The following is an 18,733-nucleotide window of genomic DNA, read 5'->3' as shown; positions in this document are numbered from 1 at the left end:
TCTCACAGACGGCGCATATTATCACCATCGGGCGCGCTGACATGTTCACAAGACAGCCATTACTCCACTGCTTCACGCCGCCTTTCCACTAAAAGCATCGCGAAAAAATCTTTAGAGTACGCTGCTCTTTGCACCCTACCAGTCGCCATACGGATAGGTTTTTCCCTTGATAAAATCGCGCATAAAGGGATCGTAGCCATTAGCCTCGATGTAACTAAAATCAATCCGGTTGGGGACGTTTTTGCATATCAGCATGTCCTTCCCCGTCAGGGTGAGTTGCCGGGCAGGTTGCTGGCGTACAGATGGGTTCCCGTTATCTTCCAGCCAGACCCGTACTGTACCGCCGGGAGCCAGACCAACAGCCATTCTATTCCGGTAGTAAGGCTTACCCGGATGGTAGGGATCAGGAAATGCTGTAGTCATCTGCTGCCACGTCTCCTGTCCAAACCAGATCTCCGTTTCGTACGCCTTTTTATCGATAACCGAGTCCCAGCACACCGTCATTCGTACCGGCACTGCTTTGCCCCGATTAAAATACCCGCCATATCCCCCCATCACATCATGCCAGCGCCCGACGCTCAAATCACTGGAGTCCATAGGATCTAACCGGCGGAAGATACTCTCCCGGATATCACCATCCTCCAGGTACACCATGGTCACCAGTGCCGGCAGGTTTTTCGGGTATATAAAACTGAAATTCCAGTTATCGTAAGGCAGTTTTTTCCCATACTGCTCTACGCCTGCGCGACGGTCATGGCAGCCGGCAGTCAGCGTCACGGCCAGCACGGCCACCATCAGCGGTAATCGTCTCATCCCTGCCTCCTCAGAAAAGCCCGTCCAGCGCGTCCGCGTTCACCCGCGCCCGATCTTCCCACTGCTGCTGGTCGTCCATCCGCCACACCGTCCGCACCCAGCCTTTGCCCGGAGCCATCGCCCACACGAACGAGCGCTCGTCCGTCGGCGCATAGTGGTTTCGCAGAAAAACCTCGCCCGAGGACGGACTTACCCACAGGCTCAGGTCCGAGTCGATGTTCCAGTTCGCCGAACAGTGCAGGTAACGCCCGATGGTCCGCATCTCCTCCGCCGTGAAGCCCGCCGGCTCCGCGCCCCGCCGGACCGCCCGCCCCTGCACGATTGCTTTATCACACAGGGGAAGCAGTTCCGACGGCAACGCCAGCTCTTCGTTACTACTGAGTATCGGTGCAAACATCACCCCGGCGTCCTGTGCCGCATCCAGCATCACCCGCATGCACACCTTTTCCCAGTCGTTCGGCACCGCCCTGCGCGTCATAAACACCGCCGCGCCGGCTTTCTTCTCAAAAATAAACGCCCGCGCTTTGTCCCGGTTAACCAGCGGCCACGAAATCATTTTCGTCTCCACCTCACCGTGCGGCATCAGGTACTTCAGCGACGGCAGCGAGTACAGCGCCTGACGCATCTTCTCCGCACGGCGGTATACCGCCGTCTGCGTCTCGTCCGCGTTCTCCGGTATCACCTCAAAGTCCGGCATCGTCAGCAGGGAGATTTCATCCTCTCCCGCGTTATAGCCCCCGCCAATGTCCGAGTGCGCCCCCGGCAGCGCCAGCTCCGGCCACATCCCCGCGATGCTGTTCAGGCTGAAGTTGTACCGGCACTCGTGCATCGCGCTTATCTGAAACACCTTCTGCGCCACTGAAGGGCGCAGTTCGAGATTCACCCCGGGGTTGCTGCGCCCGTTAACGCCGTAGAAGTTCAGCAGGCTGCCGATGGCGGCTACCGTGTCAAACAGCCCCAGAAAGCGCACCTCACCTGCCGGTTTTCCGTGGTGCCCGGTCAGATCCAGCCCCTTGTCTATCGCGGCCGCTATCGCCGCGTCCTGGTGCATCACCCGGTTGGCAAAGTGCCGCGCCGCCGCCGCCCCGCGGCTGAACCCGAACACGTCAAACTGCACTTTTGCGATCGCCACATTGTTGCGGTTACGACTAATAAATGTTTTTAGTGCGGAAGCAATTTCTTCAAGAGCTTCATCCGTCTTCGTCACCACACCTTTAAACAGCCAGATAAGGCTGCTGCCCAGCCCCATACCCAGCACCGAGTCGCTCTCTCCATCTGCCGTCCCGATGCCGCTGACGTAGGCTTTGATCTGCGCATCTATCTGCTCTTCAGCCAGGACAGTATCAGATTTGTAAAGGTCATTAAGCCGCGAAATATTAGTGATTCCCCCCTGCCAGCTGGCATTGCCCAGCTTCGCTCTGGCATGCTTTTCATACTTTGCGCACGCTTTGGCCCGCTCCTCGCCGATGAGCCCGGCACAGTGGGCATACGCCAGTCGCAAATCGTTGGCGTTGGCCCGGTTATTGCCCGTTCCGTCAAAGAATATTCCCACCGTCAGCGTGATTCCTCTGACCGGCACACGCCGGCATCGGATGACTTTTTCACTGCACAGAACATCGGTATAGTGCGTATTGTCCCCTGCAATTTCATACCGGTGATAGCCAGTGTTGGCCGACACGTTCTTTCCATCTGCAGCCATGTAATATCCTTATAGTTTACCTGGGTAACAAACTGCCATCATACACCATGATGTTCTATATCTGTGGCATAGAAATTTACGTCTGGAGACACCACAGAACGACATTATCTGAGCGGGATTTAAGAAAACAGCGGGCGCTGGCGCATCCTGACTTAACTTAATCGTCACGAAGTCGCCATGCTGTTGCCCTGAGGCATCTGCAGAAACAGAGTGAAGCTGTAAATAAGGAGGATATTGCACGTCTCTCACCGCTATGCTGTGGGCATATCGATATGATGGGTTTTTAGAGTTCCATGCTGGCAGAGTGGGTGACCAGTAGCCGGTGGCTGCACCCATAAAAGAGGCGTCAGAGAAATAAAATATGGCTTAACGTGGATTCTCGCATCGCTAAGCTTCAGACCTCATCCGCCTCCGGTAACATATTGTGTTTCAGCAGAAGTGAATTAAAGTCGCAACTACATGCTGATGCAAGAATTCTCCACCGCACGGCGCGACGCCTCTTTGGTCTTAACTGAACACCATACCGCCATCAATCAGCAGCGACTGCCCGGTCATATAATCGGAGTCGGGGCCTGCCAGAAACGCCACGCAGGCGGCAACGTCTTCCGGTTCTGACAGGCGGCCCAGCGTGATGCGTTTTGCAAATTCCTGGGTGCCATATCCCTCCGGCTGGCCTGCCGCAGCGGAAATTTGCCGATCGATAGCTTCCCACATCGGCGTTTTCACAATTCCCGGACAGAATGCGTTTACCGTAATGCCCGCCGGTGCGAGGTCGCGCGCGGCGGTTTGAGTCAGCCCGCGCACGGCAAATTTGCTGGAGCTGTAGACCGCCAGCTCCGGATTACCGGTGTGTCCCGCCTGCGAGCAGGCGTTGATAATTTTGCCGCCGTGCCCTTCTGCCGCAAAGGCCTGGACCGCCGCCTGAATGCCCCAGATCACCCCTTTCACATTGATGTTATAAACTTTATCCACCACCTCTTCGGTGATCTCCGCAATTGGCGTGGAGGGAGCGACCCCCGCGTTATTCACAATGACATCAAATCCGCCAAGCGCCTGACGTGCCTCCTCTGTTGCGCGAAAGACCTGGTCGCGCTTTGCCACGTCAGCCTGCAGCGCGATAGCCCTGCCGCCAGCGCTGACGATCTGGTCAGCCACCTGCTGCGCGGTTTGCGCATTGTAATCGCTGACCGCTACGGCAAACCCGTCCTGTGCCAGCCGCCGCGCAATCGCCGCGCCAATGCCCTGACCGGCCCCGGTCACAAATGCCACTCTGGTTTTCATCGTGTTCTCCTTTTTGAGATTATTAAAGCAGCTGGCTGAGGTGCAGCTGACCCATCAGCAGCGGGTTATCGCTGTAGTCGACCGGAATGGCGACCACGGCCGGACCGTTCACGTCCATTGCCCGGCGCAGCACTGGCTCCAGCTCTGCTGCGCTGTTAACGGAGAAGCCGGCAGCGCCAAACGCTTCAGCGTAGGCTTTGAAATCTACCGGGCCAAAGTTCACCCCGGAAACGCGCTGATATTTTTTCTCCTCCTGAATGGCCACCATGTTGTAAGCGTTATCCACCCAGATGATGTGCAGGATATTGGCGTTGAGCCGCACCGCCGTCTCAAGCTCCATGCTGGATTGCAGGAAGCCGCCATCGCCTGAGACCGACACCACTTTACGGGCAGGATCAACCAGCCAGGCCCCAATCGCCCACGGCAGCGCAACGCCCATAGTCTGCTGGCCGTTAGAAATCATGATTTGCCGTGCGCGGAAACTGTAGAGATAGCGGGCGATCCAGATATGAAAGCTGCCCATATCCACCGTCAGACTGACATCGCTGTTAATGATGTCCTGCATTGCACGCACGATACGCAGCGGATGCAGCGCAAACTGATCGAGGCTTGCGCCCTGCAGCGCCAGCAGCTGCCGCTGGTGCTGCCGGTCATCAAGAATGGCTGCTGCAGCGGCGCTGAGCTGCAGCGGCGAGTCAATACGTGCCGCGATGTTGCGTACGGTTTGTGCAATGTCTCCCACCAGCTCCGCATCGGGCAGATAGCGATTATCGGTCTCGGCGGGCAGCACATCGATATGCACCAGGAGTGCGTTGCCGCAGTTCCACATCGCCGGTTCATACTCTACCGGGCTGTAGCCGATGGTAATGATCAGGTCAGCCTGCTGCAGCAGACGATCGCCCGCCTGGTTATTAAACAGGCCGATTCGCCCGGCAAAGCGCGAGAAATGTTCCTGCCGTACCGCGCCCGCCGCCTGATAGGTACTGGTCACCGGAATATGGCTTCTGCTCAGCAGCTCATGGATGGCCGCGCTGTTCTCCGGCTGACTCGCCATCAGTCCCAGCAGGATCACCGGATTTTTTGCGCGGGCAATTTCGCGGCTTACTGCATCCACCAGCGCATCTGGCGCGGCGCCAAGCGTAACGCGTGCCTTATGCTGCAGCAGGCTGCCGGTAACCGGCTGATCGACGATATCCTGCGGCAGGCTAAGGAACGCCCCGCCGCCGCGCCCGTTTTCCGCGTGACGAAACGCGTTAGACACGCATTCTGCCAGGGCGGAAGCGTCGGTGACTTCGACGGCAAATCGGGTGACCGGGCGAAATATCGATACCGTATCCATGCTCTGGTGAACCTGTTTTGCGCTGTCCGACCGTTTTACCGCGCCGCCAATCGCCACCACCGGATCGCCCTCGCTGGTGGCGGTTGCCATACCGGTTACCAGGTTGGAACAGCCAGGCCCGGAGGTGACCAGCGCGACGCCTGCGTTACCGGTGAGCCGCCCGACCGCTGCAGCCATAAAAGCGGCATTTGCCTCATGACGCACCGGGATCAGTTCAATGCGCGAATCCACCAGCGAATCGAAGACTTTGTCGATTTTCGCACCGGGAATGCCAAACACGTGTTTTACGCCCTGGGTTTCCAGCTGCGCGACGACCAGATCTGCCCCGCTGCGCCAGCTCGTTTGGGTTTTATCTTCTTTCATCATTACCTCGGTTATTAACTCTCAACGGAGCGGATAGCTTCATCCAGGTTGTCAGGGTTCAGGTTGGCCTGCAGAAAGTCGCGATCCTGCGGTAAGTCGATCACCAGTTTGCTGATTGCGCCAAAGGTCAGCGTGCCCTGCGCCAGCACATAGTCGAGAATGTGGCCACCGCCCTGCCGGTCATCGGTAATAAAATGCTCGTGATAGCCCGCGACATTGATGCCCTGCATATATTGCGGCGTGCGAAAACCGATCAGTTCGCCGGTGCGCTGACGAAAATCAAACGTGGGCTGATTGCCCAGTACGTCAGGCATTGAACGATAGGGGCGGCACTGGCAGGGCACGGTGCGCGTCTGCACCGAGACAAAGTCGCCGCTGATACGCAGCGCGCAAAAATGATTATCCGAGGTAATCACGCTGTCGATGACGCGGTGTACCTCTTCACGACTGCTTTTTTCGCTGAAATGGTGCTGATGTTCCGGAGTGAAAAAGGTCATGACCGCAAACGGGGATTGCTGATCCGGATGGGCCGGGCGGGCGCTGCCGTCAGCACGTAGCTGCCAGACCTGGCGATCAAAGGCGACCAGTTCACCATCAAGCTGATTAAAGGTGCCGAGACCAAAGTCGCCCTTCTCCAGCAGTCGGGCAACGGTCGTCGTGCCGTCATAGACGCCGTGCAGCAGTGCGCTCATCAGCGAGGTCTGATAGATAACCTTTTCTGCTGATTGACTGGCCAGCTGATCAGCGGTTTTCCTGAGCTGTTCTTCACATGAACAACCAGATACAAAATCATACATTTACTGCCTCGCAAACTGATAGTTAAGCCGTGTTAATATCAGAATGAGCCAGCCTGCTCACAGAATCCAATAGCGAAAGCTGCCAGCTTTGAGACGTTTTTGATATGGAACTGCGCCATCTGCGTTATTTTGTTGCCGTTGCCGAAACGCTGCACTTTACCCGTGCAGCTGAGATGCTCGGTATTTCTCAGCCACCGTTAAGTCAGCAGATCCAGCGTCTGGAGCATGAGATAGGGACGCCGCTGCTGAAGCGCCTGACGCGCGGCGTTGAGCTGACGGAAGCGGGGCGCGCATTTTTGCCCGATGCGCTGCAGATTGTGCAGCTGGCAGACCACGCGCTGGAGAAAGCGCGCGGCGTGGCGCGGGGAATGAGCGGTCAGATGTCGCTGGGTTTTGCCAGCTCCGTTGCGTTTGGCACGCCGGTGTTTGAACTTATCGGGCGCTTCAGAGCGCGCTATCCGGCGATGGAGCTTATCACCCGCGAAGAGAATATGGCGCTGCTGATGCAGGATCTGCGTGACGGCCTGCTGGATGCCGCGTTTATCCGTCTGCCGTGCGAAAGCAGCAAAGCCTTCAATCTGCGGGTTATCTCGACTGAACGTATGATGATTGCGCTGCCGGCCGGGCATGCGCTGAGCCAGCAGGCAAGCCTGGCGCTGACGCAGCTGGCGGAAGAGACGCTGATTATGTTTCCGCGCGAGGTGGCGCCCAGCCTCTATGAGCTGATTGTCAGTACCTGCCTGCGCGCCGGCTTTTGCGCCAGTCGCTTTCAGCAGGCGCCGCAGATCGCCTCTTCGCTGGGTATGGTCGCGGCCGGCAGCGGCATTGCGCTGGTGCCTGCCTCGCTCTGCTGTATCAGCAATCCGCAGCTGCGGTTTTGCGAGATCGAAAACAATACGCTGTTTACGGATATCGCGTTTGCCTGGCGGCGTAATCACCCCAGCAGAAGCGTGCTGCATCTGCTGAGCCTGGTCAGCGAAGGGTGACGGATCAGACCTGACCGCTGTTTACCCGGCGTCCAATATCCTTCAGCTGAGAATATTTTTCCAGCAGCTGAGGAGCGTCATCAAGGCTCATGGCAAACATCCACATATAGGTCATGACAGAGTAGACGTGACCCGCCTCCACGCCGCCTCTCAGGCTCATCACCATGATGGTACTGCCAAACAGCAGTGCGGCTACGCTGCCGATGGCCAGATAGCCGAACGCTTCGCGATCGGAGAGGCAGATCCGCAGCCGGGCCAGGACGCGATAGTGCCGTACCAGCGGTGAGGCGGACGCGTGACTCACCATATCGACCTCTTTTTCCAGCCGGTTATTCAGGCGCAGAAACAGCTGCTCATTCTTACGTGTGAATCCTTTCAGGAACAGCGCAAAAAACAGCAGAATGCCGAGGCACGCCACGCCTGACCAGAACTCAATCAGCAGCAGCATACCCGCCGCGCCGGCGATGGAGGCTACTGAGGTGATCAGCACCGGCAGATGCTTTTCAAAAAAGTCGACAAACTCACGTGACAGCGTCACGCGCGCGGCCACCATTGAAGCGCGGTTATTTTCACGTCGCTGAGCGAGGATCACCGGGACGGCCATTTCTGCATAAATGCGGGCAAAGGTGCGGGTATCAACGCTGCGTCGTGCGGCACCAATCAGCCACATAACCAGTACCATCACGGCATAGAGCACCGCATGCAGCGCTTTACCCGCCAGAATGGCGTTGACGGCAAAACCCGCCAGTAGCGGGTAAAGCAGATAGAGTGCGTTTTCGGCAACCACCAGCCCGAGTGTAATAATCAGTTTTTTACTGTGGCGCATTCCCAGCATTTTAAGCATGGCGGCCGCGCCTGTCGGAGCCAGCTGAGGATGTTTTGCACTGAGGGTTTTCATAGATTCATCTGAGGTTATTAAATGTTTGAGCGGTTGCTCAAATTGAGAGTGAGTCTATTTGAGCAACTGCTCAAAGTCAATCTGCTGTCAGGCTGAAACCGGAAAAATCGGGCGCAGCCAGTCGTGCGCCCGGGGGAAGACAGATTAACGTTCGGCCGAAAGCTTTTGCAGCACTTTCAGTTCGTCAACGGCGGCCTGCATCGCATCCATACCGGCCGTCATCGTGCGCAGGCTCTGCAGCTGTTGTGAGATGTCAGCCCGTTCACTGCGCGTCTGCTGGCTCATGGCTGCGATAGCATCCGCCGCGTGCAGGCTGCGATCGGCCATGTCACTGGCGGTCTGCACCGTATGGCTGGCCACGCTGCGGATGCGGGAAATAGTGCCGACGGCGTCGCTGATATTGCTGGCGGTCGCTTCCGCCTGCTCTTTTGACGAATGCGCCAGCCGCCGGACCTCGCCGGCGACCACGGCAAAGCCGCGCCCTGCTTCGCCTGCGCGTGCGGCCTCGACGGCGGCGTTCAGCGCCAGGATATTGGTCTGAAACGCGATGTTGCTGATGCCGTGTGTGATGACATTAATGCCATCAGAGATCCGCTCCAGATCGTCCAGACCTTCACCCAGCTGACTTTGTGCCTGCTGACTTTCGCTGGCAATAGCGCTGATTGCGCGGATGCTATTCTCTGCCATGCTCAGCGTTTCACTCTGGCTGTGCGTCGCCGCTTCCAGCGCCGGCAGCGCCTGTACAATGGGCGCCAGCTCCTGCTGATAGCTGACCACGCGCCCCAGCACCCGGGTCTGAATGCCGTTCAGCGCCTCCCAGCGGCGCAGCGCGCGCTGTGCGTAGTGCGCGGCATATCCGGCATACTCTACCGGAAACTGCGCCATCGCCTTCACGTCGCGGTTGAAAAATACCAGCGCCGAGAGCGTCTGATTAATCGGCACGCCGAGAATTTCACCAAAGCTGGAAAACCCGGCCGCCGGGATGCCTTTAAAGAAATGTGCGCTCTGCAGGGCGTTCAGATTTCCCTGCCGCCGCAGAATGCAGTCATTCATCATCACAGCGGCGGGCCTGCCGTGGCGTGAGACAAACTTTTCCCAGTCCTGCAGCGTCGTCGCTTTGAAGTCGCGCTCCTGCATCAGCCAGAGGCGGTCGCCAAATTCCAGATCGCAGAAGAAATACACCCGCCCGGCCTCGATTTTCGCAACCGAGCGTATGAAATATTCATCGCCGGCTTTAACAGCAAACGTCAGCCCCTGCAGACGCTGACTCAGCTGCTGTTCACTGCAGCCAAGCTGCTCTGCCAGTGCGGCAGTGAACGGCTGCTGCTGTCCCTGAGAGGTAAAGACAGAGGTCACGGTACGCGTCAGCGGATCGGCCTCGGCGATCAGCCAGCTTTTATCCAGCGGCGTAAAATTCTGGCTTTTGAACGGCGCAAATGATTTACCGGCCGCCATGCGGCAGAACACCACCACCGCTTTCCCCTGCAGCACCCGTCCACCTGCACCTATCCACGTACCATCAAACGTCACGCGCCCGCCTGCAGAACCGCCGATGGCCAGGCAGGGAAAGCGGCCGCTGTTATACCAGGCCTGCATAAAAAAGCCTTCTGAGGCAGATAAGCCGTCGCAGTAGATCATCGCAAAGGTGCGATCGGCAGAGAGCGGCATACGCAGCTGAAGGGCGGCCAGGTCGCGCTGGATGGCGCTGATACGGTCGGTAACGCTGTGCGTATCCTCCAGATGCAAATCGATGATATGCGTTTCATGCTCCGCGACCAGTGAGTCAGGCAGCCAGAGCCAGCTGCCCTCCTGCCCGTGACCGTCACAGTAGGTGCTGTGCTTACCGCTGGCGCTCAGGGCGCCGTTGGATGACAGCGTAATAACCGTTAAGGCGGCGGAGTTAAAACGTTGCCATGCCTGGCTGACGCGATAAAAGTCCGCTTCCGGTGGCACGAAGGTCAGTAAAATACCGGCCGCGCGCGAGGAAAGACCTATATCACCCGGCGACGCAGGCAGGTTCTGGCAATCAAAGAGACCATCTGAAGGCTGAGATCGTGCGTTAAAACGGGCGCGGCTAAACATCGTCTTCATTAAAGACATATTCTTATATTTCCTGCTGTAAGCTGTTGCGCACTGAAACTGCGCATCCTAGTGTGGTTAAAAGAGGGCTAAAAGCAGGGTCCGTTCGCAATCAGAACTCATCATTGAGTGACCGCTCCTGCACGCTGATCTGTGCAGAAGCGGACCAGGGTTATCGACCTGTCGGGCACAATCTTCAGCAATTGCTGTTATAGACCACACCAATGGTTAAACGCTGCAATCGCCGGCATATCTGCTACCATGCGCCCTGTATTGTGGCCGGAATGCAAAAAGCGCAGATGAAGAAAAATACCGACGAGTTAAAGCACCGTATTCTTGATACCGCTGTGGCGCTGTTTATTGAAAAAGGCATTGCCGGCGTCACGACCCGTGACGTCACCGAGCAACTTGGCCTGTCGCGCAGCCATATCTATCACTACTTCAGTAACTGGCAGGCGCTCTCGCTGGCGGCGCTTGAGCGCTTTATGGCGCAGGAGATCGCACAGTTCACGCGCGAAGCTGAGGAACTGGCACCGGAACAGCAGCTTCTCCGGCTGGCAGAGATCTACCTGCCCGATAGTGTGGATGCAACGTGGAAGCTCTACGATTCACTCTGGCAGATGGCGGCGAACAATGAGGTCTGGGCCGCACTCGCTGAAAAGAATATCGCCAGCTGGAGCGCACTGATTGGCGGCATGATCCAGCAGGGAGTGGAGCAGCAGCGCTTTCACACCGCTGATGCAGCCCGGGTGACCCGCCAGCTCAGCGCTATGCTCAATGGTTACGCTGAGGTGCTGAGCATCACTCCCTCAGCAGAGAAGCATCGGCAGGCGATGATGGATATCACCGCGTTTATCCGGCTGGCGCTGCAGCCGGCCTCAGGGGGCCAGCGCTAACGCCAGCGCCGCTTCGCAGTGGATCTGCGTGGTATCAAAGACGGGAACCGACACATTACGCGGATTAAGCAGCATCCCGACCTCGGTACAGCCGAGGATCATGCAATCCGCGCCCTGCGCTACCAGCCGTTCAGCCACCTGCTCAAACGCCTCGCGGCTGGCTGTCGTGGTGATATCTTTGCACAACTCATCATAAATAATGTGGTGCACTCTGGCGCGATCGTCGTTGTCCGGGATAAGCGGCTGCAGCCCGGCCGTTTCCAGCCGCTGACGATAGAACTGCTGTTCCATGGTAAAGGCGGTGGCGATCAGGCCCGGCGCGCGCAGTCCCGACGCTACGATGCGCTCAGCGGTAGCATCGGCGATATGCAGCAGCGGAACAGCGACATCTTTCATCATGATGTCAGCCAGTTTGTGCATAGTGTTAGTGGCCAGCACGATAAAATCTGCGCCGCCGCGTGCCAGCGCGTGCGCCTCTGCGTTGAGGATCTCTCCGGCCGCCGCCCACTGCCCGCTCGCCTGCAGCTGCTCAATGCGCGCAAAGTCGAGCGATCGAATCAGCAGCTCCGGCGAGTGCAGGCCACCCAGCTGCTGGCGCGTCAGCTCGCATAGCTGACGATAGTAGGTTTGCGTTGAGGCGGCAGACATTCCGCCCAGAATACCAATGGTTTTCATCGTTTGTGATTTTCCTTCTCTGCGCTGCCAGACAGCTATGCACGCTGCGTATATATCGACTATGGTGTTTTATCGCACACTCAAAGCGACGATGTCATTCGCAGGCTCACTTTTTCCAGGATCACCAGCGCTATTCGCCTCTGTGCTGCAGCAAGCCTCCTGATCCCGGCTGAGGTGCGCCTGACGATCGGTGTATAACAACAGAGAACACAATGTCCAAAACACAATGGTTACTGCGCCAGCTGACTAAACAGCTCTGGTTTCGCAGCTCGCTGTTTGCGGTACTGGCGGTGATCACCGCGCTGGTGGCTATTGCGGTGAAACCGTTTATTCCTGCCTCCGTATCGGGCCTGATTGGCAGTGAAGCCGTAGATGAGATTCTGGCTATCCTCGCCTCCAGTATGCTGGCGGTGACGACGTTTTCGCTGAATATCATGGTGACAGCCTATAACTCCGCGAGCAGCAGCGTGACGCCGCGTGCTACCAGTCTGCTGATGGAAGATCGCACCACGCAGAATGTGCTGGCGACGTTCATCGGCTCCTTTCTCTACAGCCTGGTGGGGATCATTGCGCTGGGTATGGGCGCATACGGCACACAGGGGCGGGTGGTGCTGTTCTTTGTGACGCTGCTGGTGATCGCCATGATTGTGATCACCCTGCTGCGCTGGATCCAGCATCTCGCTAATTTTGGCAGCCTGGGCGAAACCTCTCAGCGTGTCGAGCAGGCGACCCGCGCGGCGCTGACTGAACGATTGCAGAACCCCTGTATGGGCGGCTCGGCCTGGCAGGGTGATCTGCCCGCCGCGGCACGACCCCATCCGCTTCTGCCGGAGAGTATTGGTTACCTGCAGCATATCGATTTGCAACGGCTTAACGACCGGGCAGACGCGCAGCAGGTGCATCTCTATCTGGCTGCTCAGCCCGGCAGCTTTGTTCATCCGGGATCGCCTCTGCTATGGTGCACCCAGCCGATGTCTGAAGAAGATCAGCACCATCTGAAGAGTGCATTTACCATCGGTGAGCAGCGCTCTTATGAGCAGGACCCGCGCTTTGGCCTCTGCGTGCTCGCAGAAATCGCCTCACGCGCGCTTTCCCCCGCAGTTAACGATCCCGGCACCGCCATAGATATCATTGGCCGGGCTGTCAGACTATTCGGCCACCCTGTTCCTCCGGCTTCTGATGAAGTAGCCTGGCCGCGCATATTTATCCGGCCCGCCCAAATCAGCGATATGTTTGATGATGTGTTCACCGCCATCGGACGCGATGGCGCAGGATTGGCTGAGGTACAAATTCGTCTGCAGAAATCGCTTCAGGCGCTGGCGCTGATTGCGCCGCATCGTTACGCCGCTGATGCACAGCGCCACTCCAGGCTTGCACTGTCACGCGCAAACATGGCCATGAGCTGCGCAGCGGATAAAACCGCCGTGGAGCGTGCAGCCATCTGGGCGCTTCCGGAAAAAATCTCCTGTGATTAGCCTGGTTTTTAAGCACCTGCTGGCGTTTCGCTTTTACTCTTTCATACTGATTGTTACATTTGGTCTTCATTCACGTTATGCAGGATACTTATGCCAACATCAGAAACAAACATCCAAAAAAAGCGAAGTCAGATTAACCCACCGGTCTTTTTCACTTCAGCCGCCCTGATTTTTATCCTGGTCGCCTTTGCCGCGCTCTTTCCTGAACAGGCGGATACCCAGCTCACCGCCCTGCAGACGTCGCTGTTTGCCAATGCCAGCTGGTTTTATATTCTCGCCGTTGCGCTGATACTGCTGACCGTGATCTACCTGGGGGTGTCGCGCTATGGCGATATCAAACTCGGGCCCGATCACGCTGAGCCCGATTTCAGTTATCACTCCTGGTTTGCCATGCTTTTTTCTGCCGGCATGGGGATAGGCCTGATGTTTTTCGGCGTAGCTGAGCCGGTGATGCACTACATGGCACCGCCGTCAGGCGAGCCGGAAACCGTCAATGCGGCGCGGGAAGCGTTGCGTATCACGTTCTTCCACTGGGGCCTGCACGCCTGGTCGATATATGCGATTGTGGCGCTCATCCTGGCCTTCTTTAGCTATCGTCATGGATTACCGCTGACACTGCGCTCAGCGCTCTATCCGATTATCGGTAACCGCATCTATGGCTGGATGGGTCACGCCGTGGATATTTTTGCGGTGATTGGTACGGTGCTGGGTGTGGCTACCTCGCTGGGCTACGGCGTACTGCAGGTTAACGCCGGTCTCAATCATCTGTTTGGTTTACCGGTCAGCGCCACCATGCAGGTGATTCTGATTGTGGTGATTACCGCCCTGGCGACACTGTCCGTTGTCTCCGGACTGGACAAAGGTATCCGTATTTTATCGGAAATCAACCTCGGTCTGGCGGTGCTGCTGCTGATCCTGGTCGGCACGCTGGGGCCGACGGTCCTGCTGCTGAAGTCGTTTGTGGAGAATACCGGCGGCTATCTTTCCGAGCTGGTGACAAAAACCTTCAACCTCTATGCCTATGAGCCTAAATCGAGTAAGTGGCTGGGCGGCTGGACGCTGTTCTACTGGGGCTGGTGGCTGGCGTGGTCACCCTTTGTCGGCATGTTTATCGCCCGCGTATCGCGCGGTCGTACCATCCGTGAATTCGTCACCGGCGTGCTGTTCGTGCCGGCGGGCTTTACGCTGCTCTGGATGACCTTCTTTGGTAACAGCGCAATCTGGATGATCATGCAGCAGGGTGCCACCGATCTGGCGCAGACGGTGATGAGCGATCAAACGCTCGCGCTGTTTAATTTTCTGGAGCATTTTCCTTTCAGCTTTGCTCTCTCCTGCATTGCCGTCGCCATGGTAGTGGTCTTCTTTGTCACGTCCGCGGATTCCGGGGCGATGGTGGTGGATACGCTCGCGTCAGGGGGCACCGATCAAACGCCAGTCTGGCAGCGTATTTTCTGGTCCGCGCTGATGGGCGTCGTAGCCATCACCTTACTGTTAGCTGGCGGCATGAAAGCGCTGCAGGTTGTGACTATCGCCAGCGCCCTGCCGTTTGCCATTATCCTGCTGATGTCGATGTATGGGTTGCTTAAAGCGCTTCGTATCGATGCCTGGAAGCGGGACAGCAAGCAGATTGCGACCATCGCGCCCACGGCTGCACGCAATCCGATTCCGTGGCAGCGTCGTTTACGTAATATCGCCTATTTCCCGAAGCGCTCGCAGGTGAAACGCTTTATGACGGAAGTGATCTATCCGGCGATGGAGATGGTCGAGCAGGAGCTGGCAAAGCAAAATACCCCGTCGCATACCCGTGCCGATGAAGACGATCGCGTGCGGTTTGAGGTGGATCTGGGACAGGAGCTTAACTTCGTTTACGAAGTCCGCGCGCGTCCCTATCTGCAGCCTGCCTTTGCGCTGGCGGGTATGTCAGCCAGCGATAAGGCAGAAGAGCAGAAATATTACCGTGCGGTGGTCTACCTCAAAGAGGGTGGCCAGGATTATGACGTGATGGGCTGGAATCAGGAGCAGATCATCAACGATATCCTCGACCAGTATGAGAAGCACCTGCACTTCCTGCACATCGTGCGTTAACTTGACGGCATGACCAAAGAGGAGCCTGGCTCCTCTTTTTTGTTGTTCGGCCACTTTTTTTTGCTGCTATGATGGGCCTCTGCCTTTTTCAGGATGAAACCATGAGCAGCACCCTGACCACCCTTCTCCGCTATAAATTATGGATAGATGCCGCCACCCTGCAGGCAATTTCTGACATTGATGCCGCACAGTTTGCGGAGAAACGTCATCTGGCACTGCGCCTGATGAACCACATCTATGTCGTGGACGCTATTTTCAAAGCCAACCTCACCGGTGAGCAACATGGTTACACCGCACTGAATACCCCTGAAACGCCTGCCGTTGAAGAACTGATGCACGCTCTGTCGGAGACCACTCGCTGGTACCTGAAGCATGTCGCCACGCTTAATGAAGCCGATCTTGCTGAAGTGATCCGCTTTCGTTTTGTGGATGGTGGCGCCGGAGAAATGCAGGCTGAAGAGATGATCAACCATATGCTGTTTCACGGCACCTATCATCGCGGTGCCGTGGGCTGGCTCTTATCAGAATGCGGCGTTACGCCACCGAAGGATGTGCTGGCGGTCTTTTTGCGGGATCATAATGCCTAAGATAACTGCTCTTAAAGCGAAATACCCGCAGGCGCTGAGCTGGACGTTTGGTGATTCCCCTGCCCTGGCAGATACGCTGGCGAAACTGATTACCGAGGGCAGGAAAACCGCCACCTGCAGTTCGCTGGCTGCTTTTCAGAACGATGCTGAAGCGCCAACTGTGGGCCGCTACAGCATCGTCCTCGACGGCCGCAATCAGCCGGTTTGCGTGGTCCGCATCGTCAGTCTGCAGCTGATACGCTTCTGCGACGTTACCGAAGCGTTTGCCCGTAAAGAGGGTGAAGGCGATCTGAGCCTCCGCTACTGGCGTCAGGAGCACCAGCGCTTCTTTGAAAACAGTGGCGTTTTCGATGAACGTATGGAGCTGGTGGCTGAAGAGTTTGAGCTGATTGAGGTAGTCGCCTGTCAGGCCAGCATTGAGCGCATCTAGATCTTTATTTTCTCCGCGTAATCTATCTCCAGCATCAATCAGCAGGGATTATTCAACCTGTCCGGCCCCCTGCGTATCCAGCAGCGCGTAACCCTGGTTCTGCAGCGTGGTCAGCGTCGTCAGCGCTGAGGGAGTGCGGATCACGGGGGACGTGACCCAGCGCGGATCGTAATGATGCCAGGCCAGCGCCTGACTGCACAGCGTCACTTTTACACCCGCATCGTTCAGCGCTTTTATCAGCTGCAGGTTAGGATTAGCCGCGCCAAACAGCTTCCGGTAGTGCTGCTCATCCAGCATAGCGGGCGTGGCACCGCCGTTAACTGCCACCACGGCGTCCAGCTGATTAGCCGGCACGCCGGAACGGCCATAAAGATTGATGACGCGCGCCACCTCATTCAGGCCGGGATTGATATCTGCTGCATTGCTGGCCGCCTCGCTCACTTTAAAAACCAGTTTGTAGTGCTGCGTACTGTCGGGCTGAAAAGCCGCGTCAGGGGTGTCATAAAGCTTACCGTAGCCGGCAACGAGCGGCGCCCTGGGCGTATCCGCATGCGCCCCCTGCGTTGCGTAAAGATAGGCGAGAACAATAAGCGAACAGAAAGAGAAATATCGGGTCATGTGCGTTCCGCATAAGCAAATGGCGGGGTCAGCATAAATTAAAAAACGCCGCTGCAAAGCGGCTGGCCTGTTTTTAAGAGTAATGCACATCCCGTGCCGGTCCTGCTGTTGCAACAGCAAAAAGTGCGGTGGCCGCTGAATATTCGCGCGCTTTTCCATTCCCGCTCCATAATTCTTTTGACTATAAACGGAGCCCGGCGATGAAAAATCCAACCCTGTTACAGGCATTTCACTGGTATTACCCCGAAGGCGGCCAGCTCTGGCCTGAGCTGACCGAACGGGCAGCGCATATGAGCGAATCGGGTATCAATATGATCTGGCTGCCACCAGCCTATAAAGGTGCTTCAGGCGGCAGTTCAGTCGGCTATGACACTTACGATCTGTTTGACCTGGGTGAGTTTGATCAGAAAGGCACCGTTGCCACGAAATATGGCGACAAAGCGCAGCTCCATACGGCGATTGAAACGCTTCATCAGCATCAGATTGCGGTGCTGATGGATGTGGTAGTTAACCACAAAATGGGCGCGGATGAGAAAGAACGCATTCTGGTTAACCGCGTCGACGAGCAGGATCGTTCACAGATTCATGAAGAGGTAGTGGAGTGCGAAGCCTGGACCCGCTACACCTTCCCGGTTCGTGCCGGAAAGTATTCAAAGTTTATCTGGGACTATAAGTGCTTCAGCGGCGTTGATCACATCGAAAATCCCGATGAAGATGGCGTGTTCAAGATTGTGAACGACTATACCGGCGAGGGCTGGAACGACCAGGTTGATAATGAGCTGGGCAACTTTGATTATCTGATGGGCTCCAATATCGATTTCCGTAACCGCTCGGCGACGGAAGAGATCAAATACTGGGCGCGCTGGATGCTGGAAACCACCCAGTGCGACGGGTTCCGCCTGGATGCGGTTAAACATATCCCGGCCTGGTTCTACAAAGAGTGGATTGACCATGTGCAGGAGGTCTCTGAAAAGCCGCTGTTTATCGTAGCGGAGTACTGGTCGTTTGAGCTGGATAAACTGCAGCAGTATATCAATCAGGTTGAGGGTAAAACGCTGCTGTTTGATGCCCCACTGCACATGAAGTTTCATGAAGCCTCTAAGCAGGGCAGCAGCTACGACATGAGCCAGATCTTCTCCGGTACGCTGGTAGAAGCCGATCCGTTCCACGCCGTCACTATTGTTGCTAACCATGATACTCAGCCGCTGCAGGCACTTGAAGCGCCGGTGGAAGCCTGGTTCAAGCCGCTCGCCTATGCGCTGATTTTGCTGCGTGAAAATGGTGTGCCGTGCGTGTTCTATCCGGATCTTTATGGTGCCAGTTATGAAGATACCGGCAGCGATGGTGAAACGCATAAAGTTGAAATGCCGGTAATCGATAAGCTCGATCGGCTGATGATTGCGCGCCAGCGCTTCGCTCACGGGGTACAGACGCTGTGGTTTGATCATCCTAACTGCATCGCTTTCAGCCGCAGCGGGACTGAAGATGAGCCAGGCTGCGTGGTAGTGATGTCTAACGGCGACAGCGGAGAAAAAACGCTGACGCTGGGAGAAAACTACGCCGGTAAAAACTGGCGCGATTTTCTCGGCAATCGCGATGAGACGATTACCACCAACGAACAGGGTGAAGCAGTCTTCACCTGCAACGGCGGCAGCGTTAGCGTCTGGGTTATTGAGTAATACCCGCGCGGGCTGCGTCTCTGGCAGCCCGCG

The 18,733-nt window shown here is 56.8% G+C and carries 16 protein-coding genes; 7 read left to right on the top strand and 9 right to left on the bottom strand.

Annotated elements, in window-relative coordinates; genetic code table 11:
* Positions 1-135: 135 nt before the first annotated feature.
* From F3J39_RS16155 to budA, 5 genes are all read right to left on the bottom strand, one after another.
* Positions 136-813: a DUF2931 family protein gene (locus F3J39_RS16155; RefSeq protein ID WP_104085937.1), complete on the bottom strand. Its 678-nt coding sequence runs from the start codon at positions 811-813 to the stop codon at positions 136-138.
* Positions 814-823: 10 nt separating this feature from the next.
* Positions 824-2,512: a DUF2235 domain-containing protein gene (locus F3J39_RS16150; RefSeq protein WP_104085936.1), complete on the bottom strand. Its 1,689-nt coding sequence runs from the start codon at positions 2,510-2,512 to the stop codon at positions 824-826.
* 507 nt (positions 2,513-3,019) lie between these two features.
* A complete protein-coding gene (locus tag F3J39_RS16145; RefSeq protein ID WP_104085935.1) occupies positions 3,020-3,793 on the bottom strand; it encodes a (S)-acetoin forming diacetyl reductase in 774 nt (257 codons plus the stop codon).
* A gap of 22 nt (positions 3,794-3,815) precedes the next feature.
* Complete coding sequence (alsS, locus tag F3J39_RS16140; protein ID WP_104085981.1) at positions 3,816-5,495, bottom strand: acetolactate synthase AlsS; 1,680 nt, start codon at positions 5,493-5,495, stop codon at positions 3,816-3,818.
* A 14-nt stretch (positions 5,496-5,509) separates the two neighbouring features.
* Positions 5,510-6,292, bottom strand: a complete 783-nt coding sequence (gene budA, locus F3J39_RS16135; protein WP_104085934.1) for an acetolactate decarboxylase — start codon at positions 6,290-6,292, stop codon at positions 5,510-5,512.
* Positions 6,293-6,396: 104 nt separating this feature from the next.
* On the opposite strand from budA, the gene F3J39_RS16130 reads away from it, so the two are divergent.
* Positions 6,397-7,278 (top strand): LysR family transcriptional regulator, encoded by an 882-nt coding sequence (locus F3J39_RS16130; protein WP_104085933.1) that lies wholly within the window; start codon positions 6,397-6,399, stop codon positions 7,276-7,278.
* Positions 7,279-7,282: 4 nt separating this feature from the next.
* On the opposite strand, the gene F3J39_RS16125 is transcribed toward F3J39_RS16130, so the two are convergent.
* Positions 7,283-8,176 carry an ABC transporter six-transmembrane domain-containing protein gene (locus tag F3J39_RS16125; RefSeq protein ID WP_166714424.1) on the bottom strand — a complete coding sequence of 298 codons (894 nt, stop codon included), beginning with the start codon at positions 8,174-8,176 and terminating at the stop codon, positions 7,283-7,285.
* Between the two features lie 144 nt (positions 8,177-8,320).
* The gene (locus F3J39_RS16120; protein ID WP_166714423.1) at positions 8,321-10,276 is read right to left on the bottom strand and encodes a methyl-accepting chemotaxis protein; all 1,956 of its coding nucleotides are present in this window, start codon (positions 10,274-10,276) and stop codon (positions 8,321-8,323) included.
* A gap of 278 nt (positions 10,277-10,554) precedes the next feature.
* Here F3J39_RS16120 and F3J39_RS16115 point away from each other — a divergent pair, with 278 nt between their 5' ends.
* Positions 10,555-11,151, top strand: a complete 597-nt coding sequence (locus tag F3J39_RS16115) for a TetR/AcrR family transcriptional regulator (protein WP_166714422.1) — start codon at positions 10,555-10,557, stop codon at positions 11,149-11,151.
* Here F3J39_RS16115 and F3J39_RS16110 read toward each other — a convergent pair.
* Positions 11,134-11,826: an aspartate/glutamate racemase family protein gene (locus tag F3J39_RS16110; RefSeq protein ID WP_108570207.1), complete on the bottom strand. Its 693-nt coding sequence runs from the start codon at positions 11,824-11,826 to the stop codon at positions 11,134-11,136. The genes F3J39_RS16115 and F3J39_RS16110 overlap by 18 nt on opposite strands.
* Positions 11,827-12,038: 212 nt before the next feature.
* On the opposite strand from F3J39_RS16110, the gene F3J39_RS16105 reads away from it, so the two are divergent.
* From F3J39_RS16105 to F3J39_RS16090, 4 genes are all read left to right on the top strand, one after another.
* Positions 12,039-13,301 carry a DUF2254 domain-containing protein gene (locus F3J39_RS16105; RefSeq protein WP_166714421.1) on the top strand — a complete coding sequence of 421 codons (1,263 nt, stop codon included), beginning with the start codon at positions 12,039-12,041 and terminating at the stop codon, positions 13,299-13,301.
* Between the two features lie 90 nt (positions 13,302-13,391).
* The gene (gene betT / locus F3J39_RS16100) at positions 13,392-15,386 is read left to right on the top strand and encodes a choline BCCT transporter BetT (RefSeq protein WP_166714420.1); all 1,995 of its coding nucleotides are present in this window, start codon (positions 13,392-13,394) and stop codon (positions 15,384-15,386) included.
* Positions 15,387-15,487: 101 nt separating this feature from the next.
* Positions 15,488-15,973: a DinB family protein gene (locus tag F3J39_RS16095; RefSeq protein ID WP_166714419.1), complete on the top strand. Its 486-nt coding sequence runs from the start codon at positions 15,488-15,490 to the stop codon at positions 15,971-15,973.
* A complete protein-coding gene (locus F3J39_RS16090; protein ID WP_104085926.1) occupies positions 15,966-16,403 on the top strand; it encodes an ASCH domain-containing protein in 438 nt (145 codons plus the stop codon). Before F3J39_RS16095 ends, F3J39_RS16090 begins: the two co-directional genes overlap by 8 nt.
* Positions 16,404-16,451: 48 nt before the next feature.
* Here F3J39_RS16090 and F3J39_RS16085 read toward each other — a convergent pair whose 3' ends face one another.
* Complete coding sequence (locus tag F3J39_RS16085) at positions 16,452-17,021, bottom strand: DsrE family protein (RefSeq protein WP_166714418.1); 570 nt, start codon at positions 17,019-17,021, stop codon at positions 16,452-16,454.
* A 200-nt stretch (positions 17,022-17,221) separates the two neighbouring features.
* Here F3J39_RS16085 and amyA point away from each other — a divergent pair, with 200 nt between their 5' ends.
* The gene (amyA, locus tag F3J39_RS16080; protein ID WP_166714417.1) at positions 17,222-18,700 is read left to right on the top strand and encodes an alpha-amylase; all 1,479 of its coding nucleotides are present in this window, start codon (positions 17,222-17,224) and stop codon (positions 18,698-18,700) included.
* The last annotated feature ends 33 nt before the right edge of the window (positions 18,701-18,733 follow it).

Origin of the sequence: Pantoea sp. Acro-807, assembly GCF_011752675.1 — a bacterium.
GTDB lineage: Bacteria > Pseudomonadota > Gammaproteobacteria > Enterobacterales > Enterobacteriaceae > Pantoea > Pantoea eucrina.
Note: the sequence above shows the minus strand (reverse complement) of the source record. Positions and strands in the feature narration are given on the sequence as shown.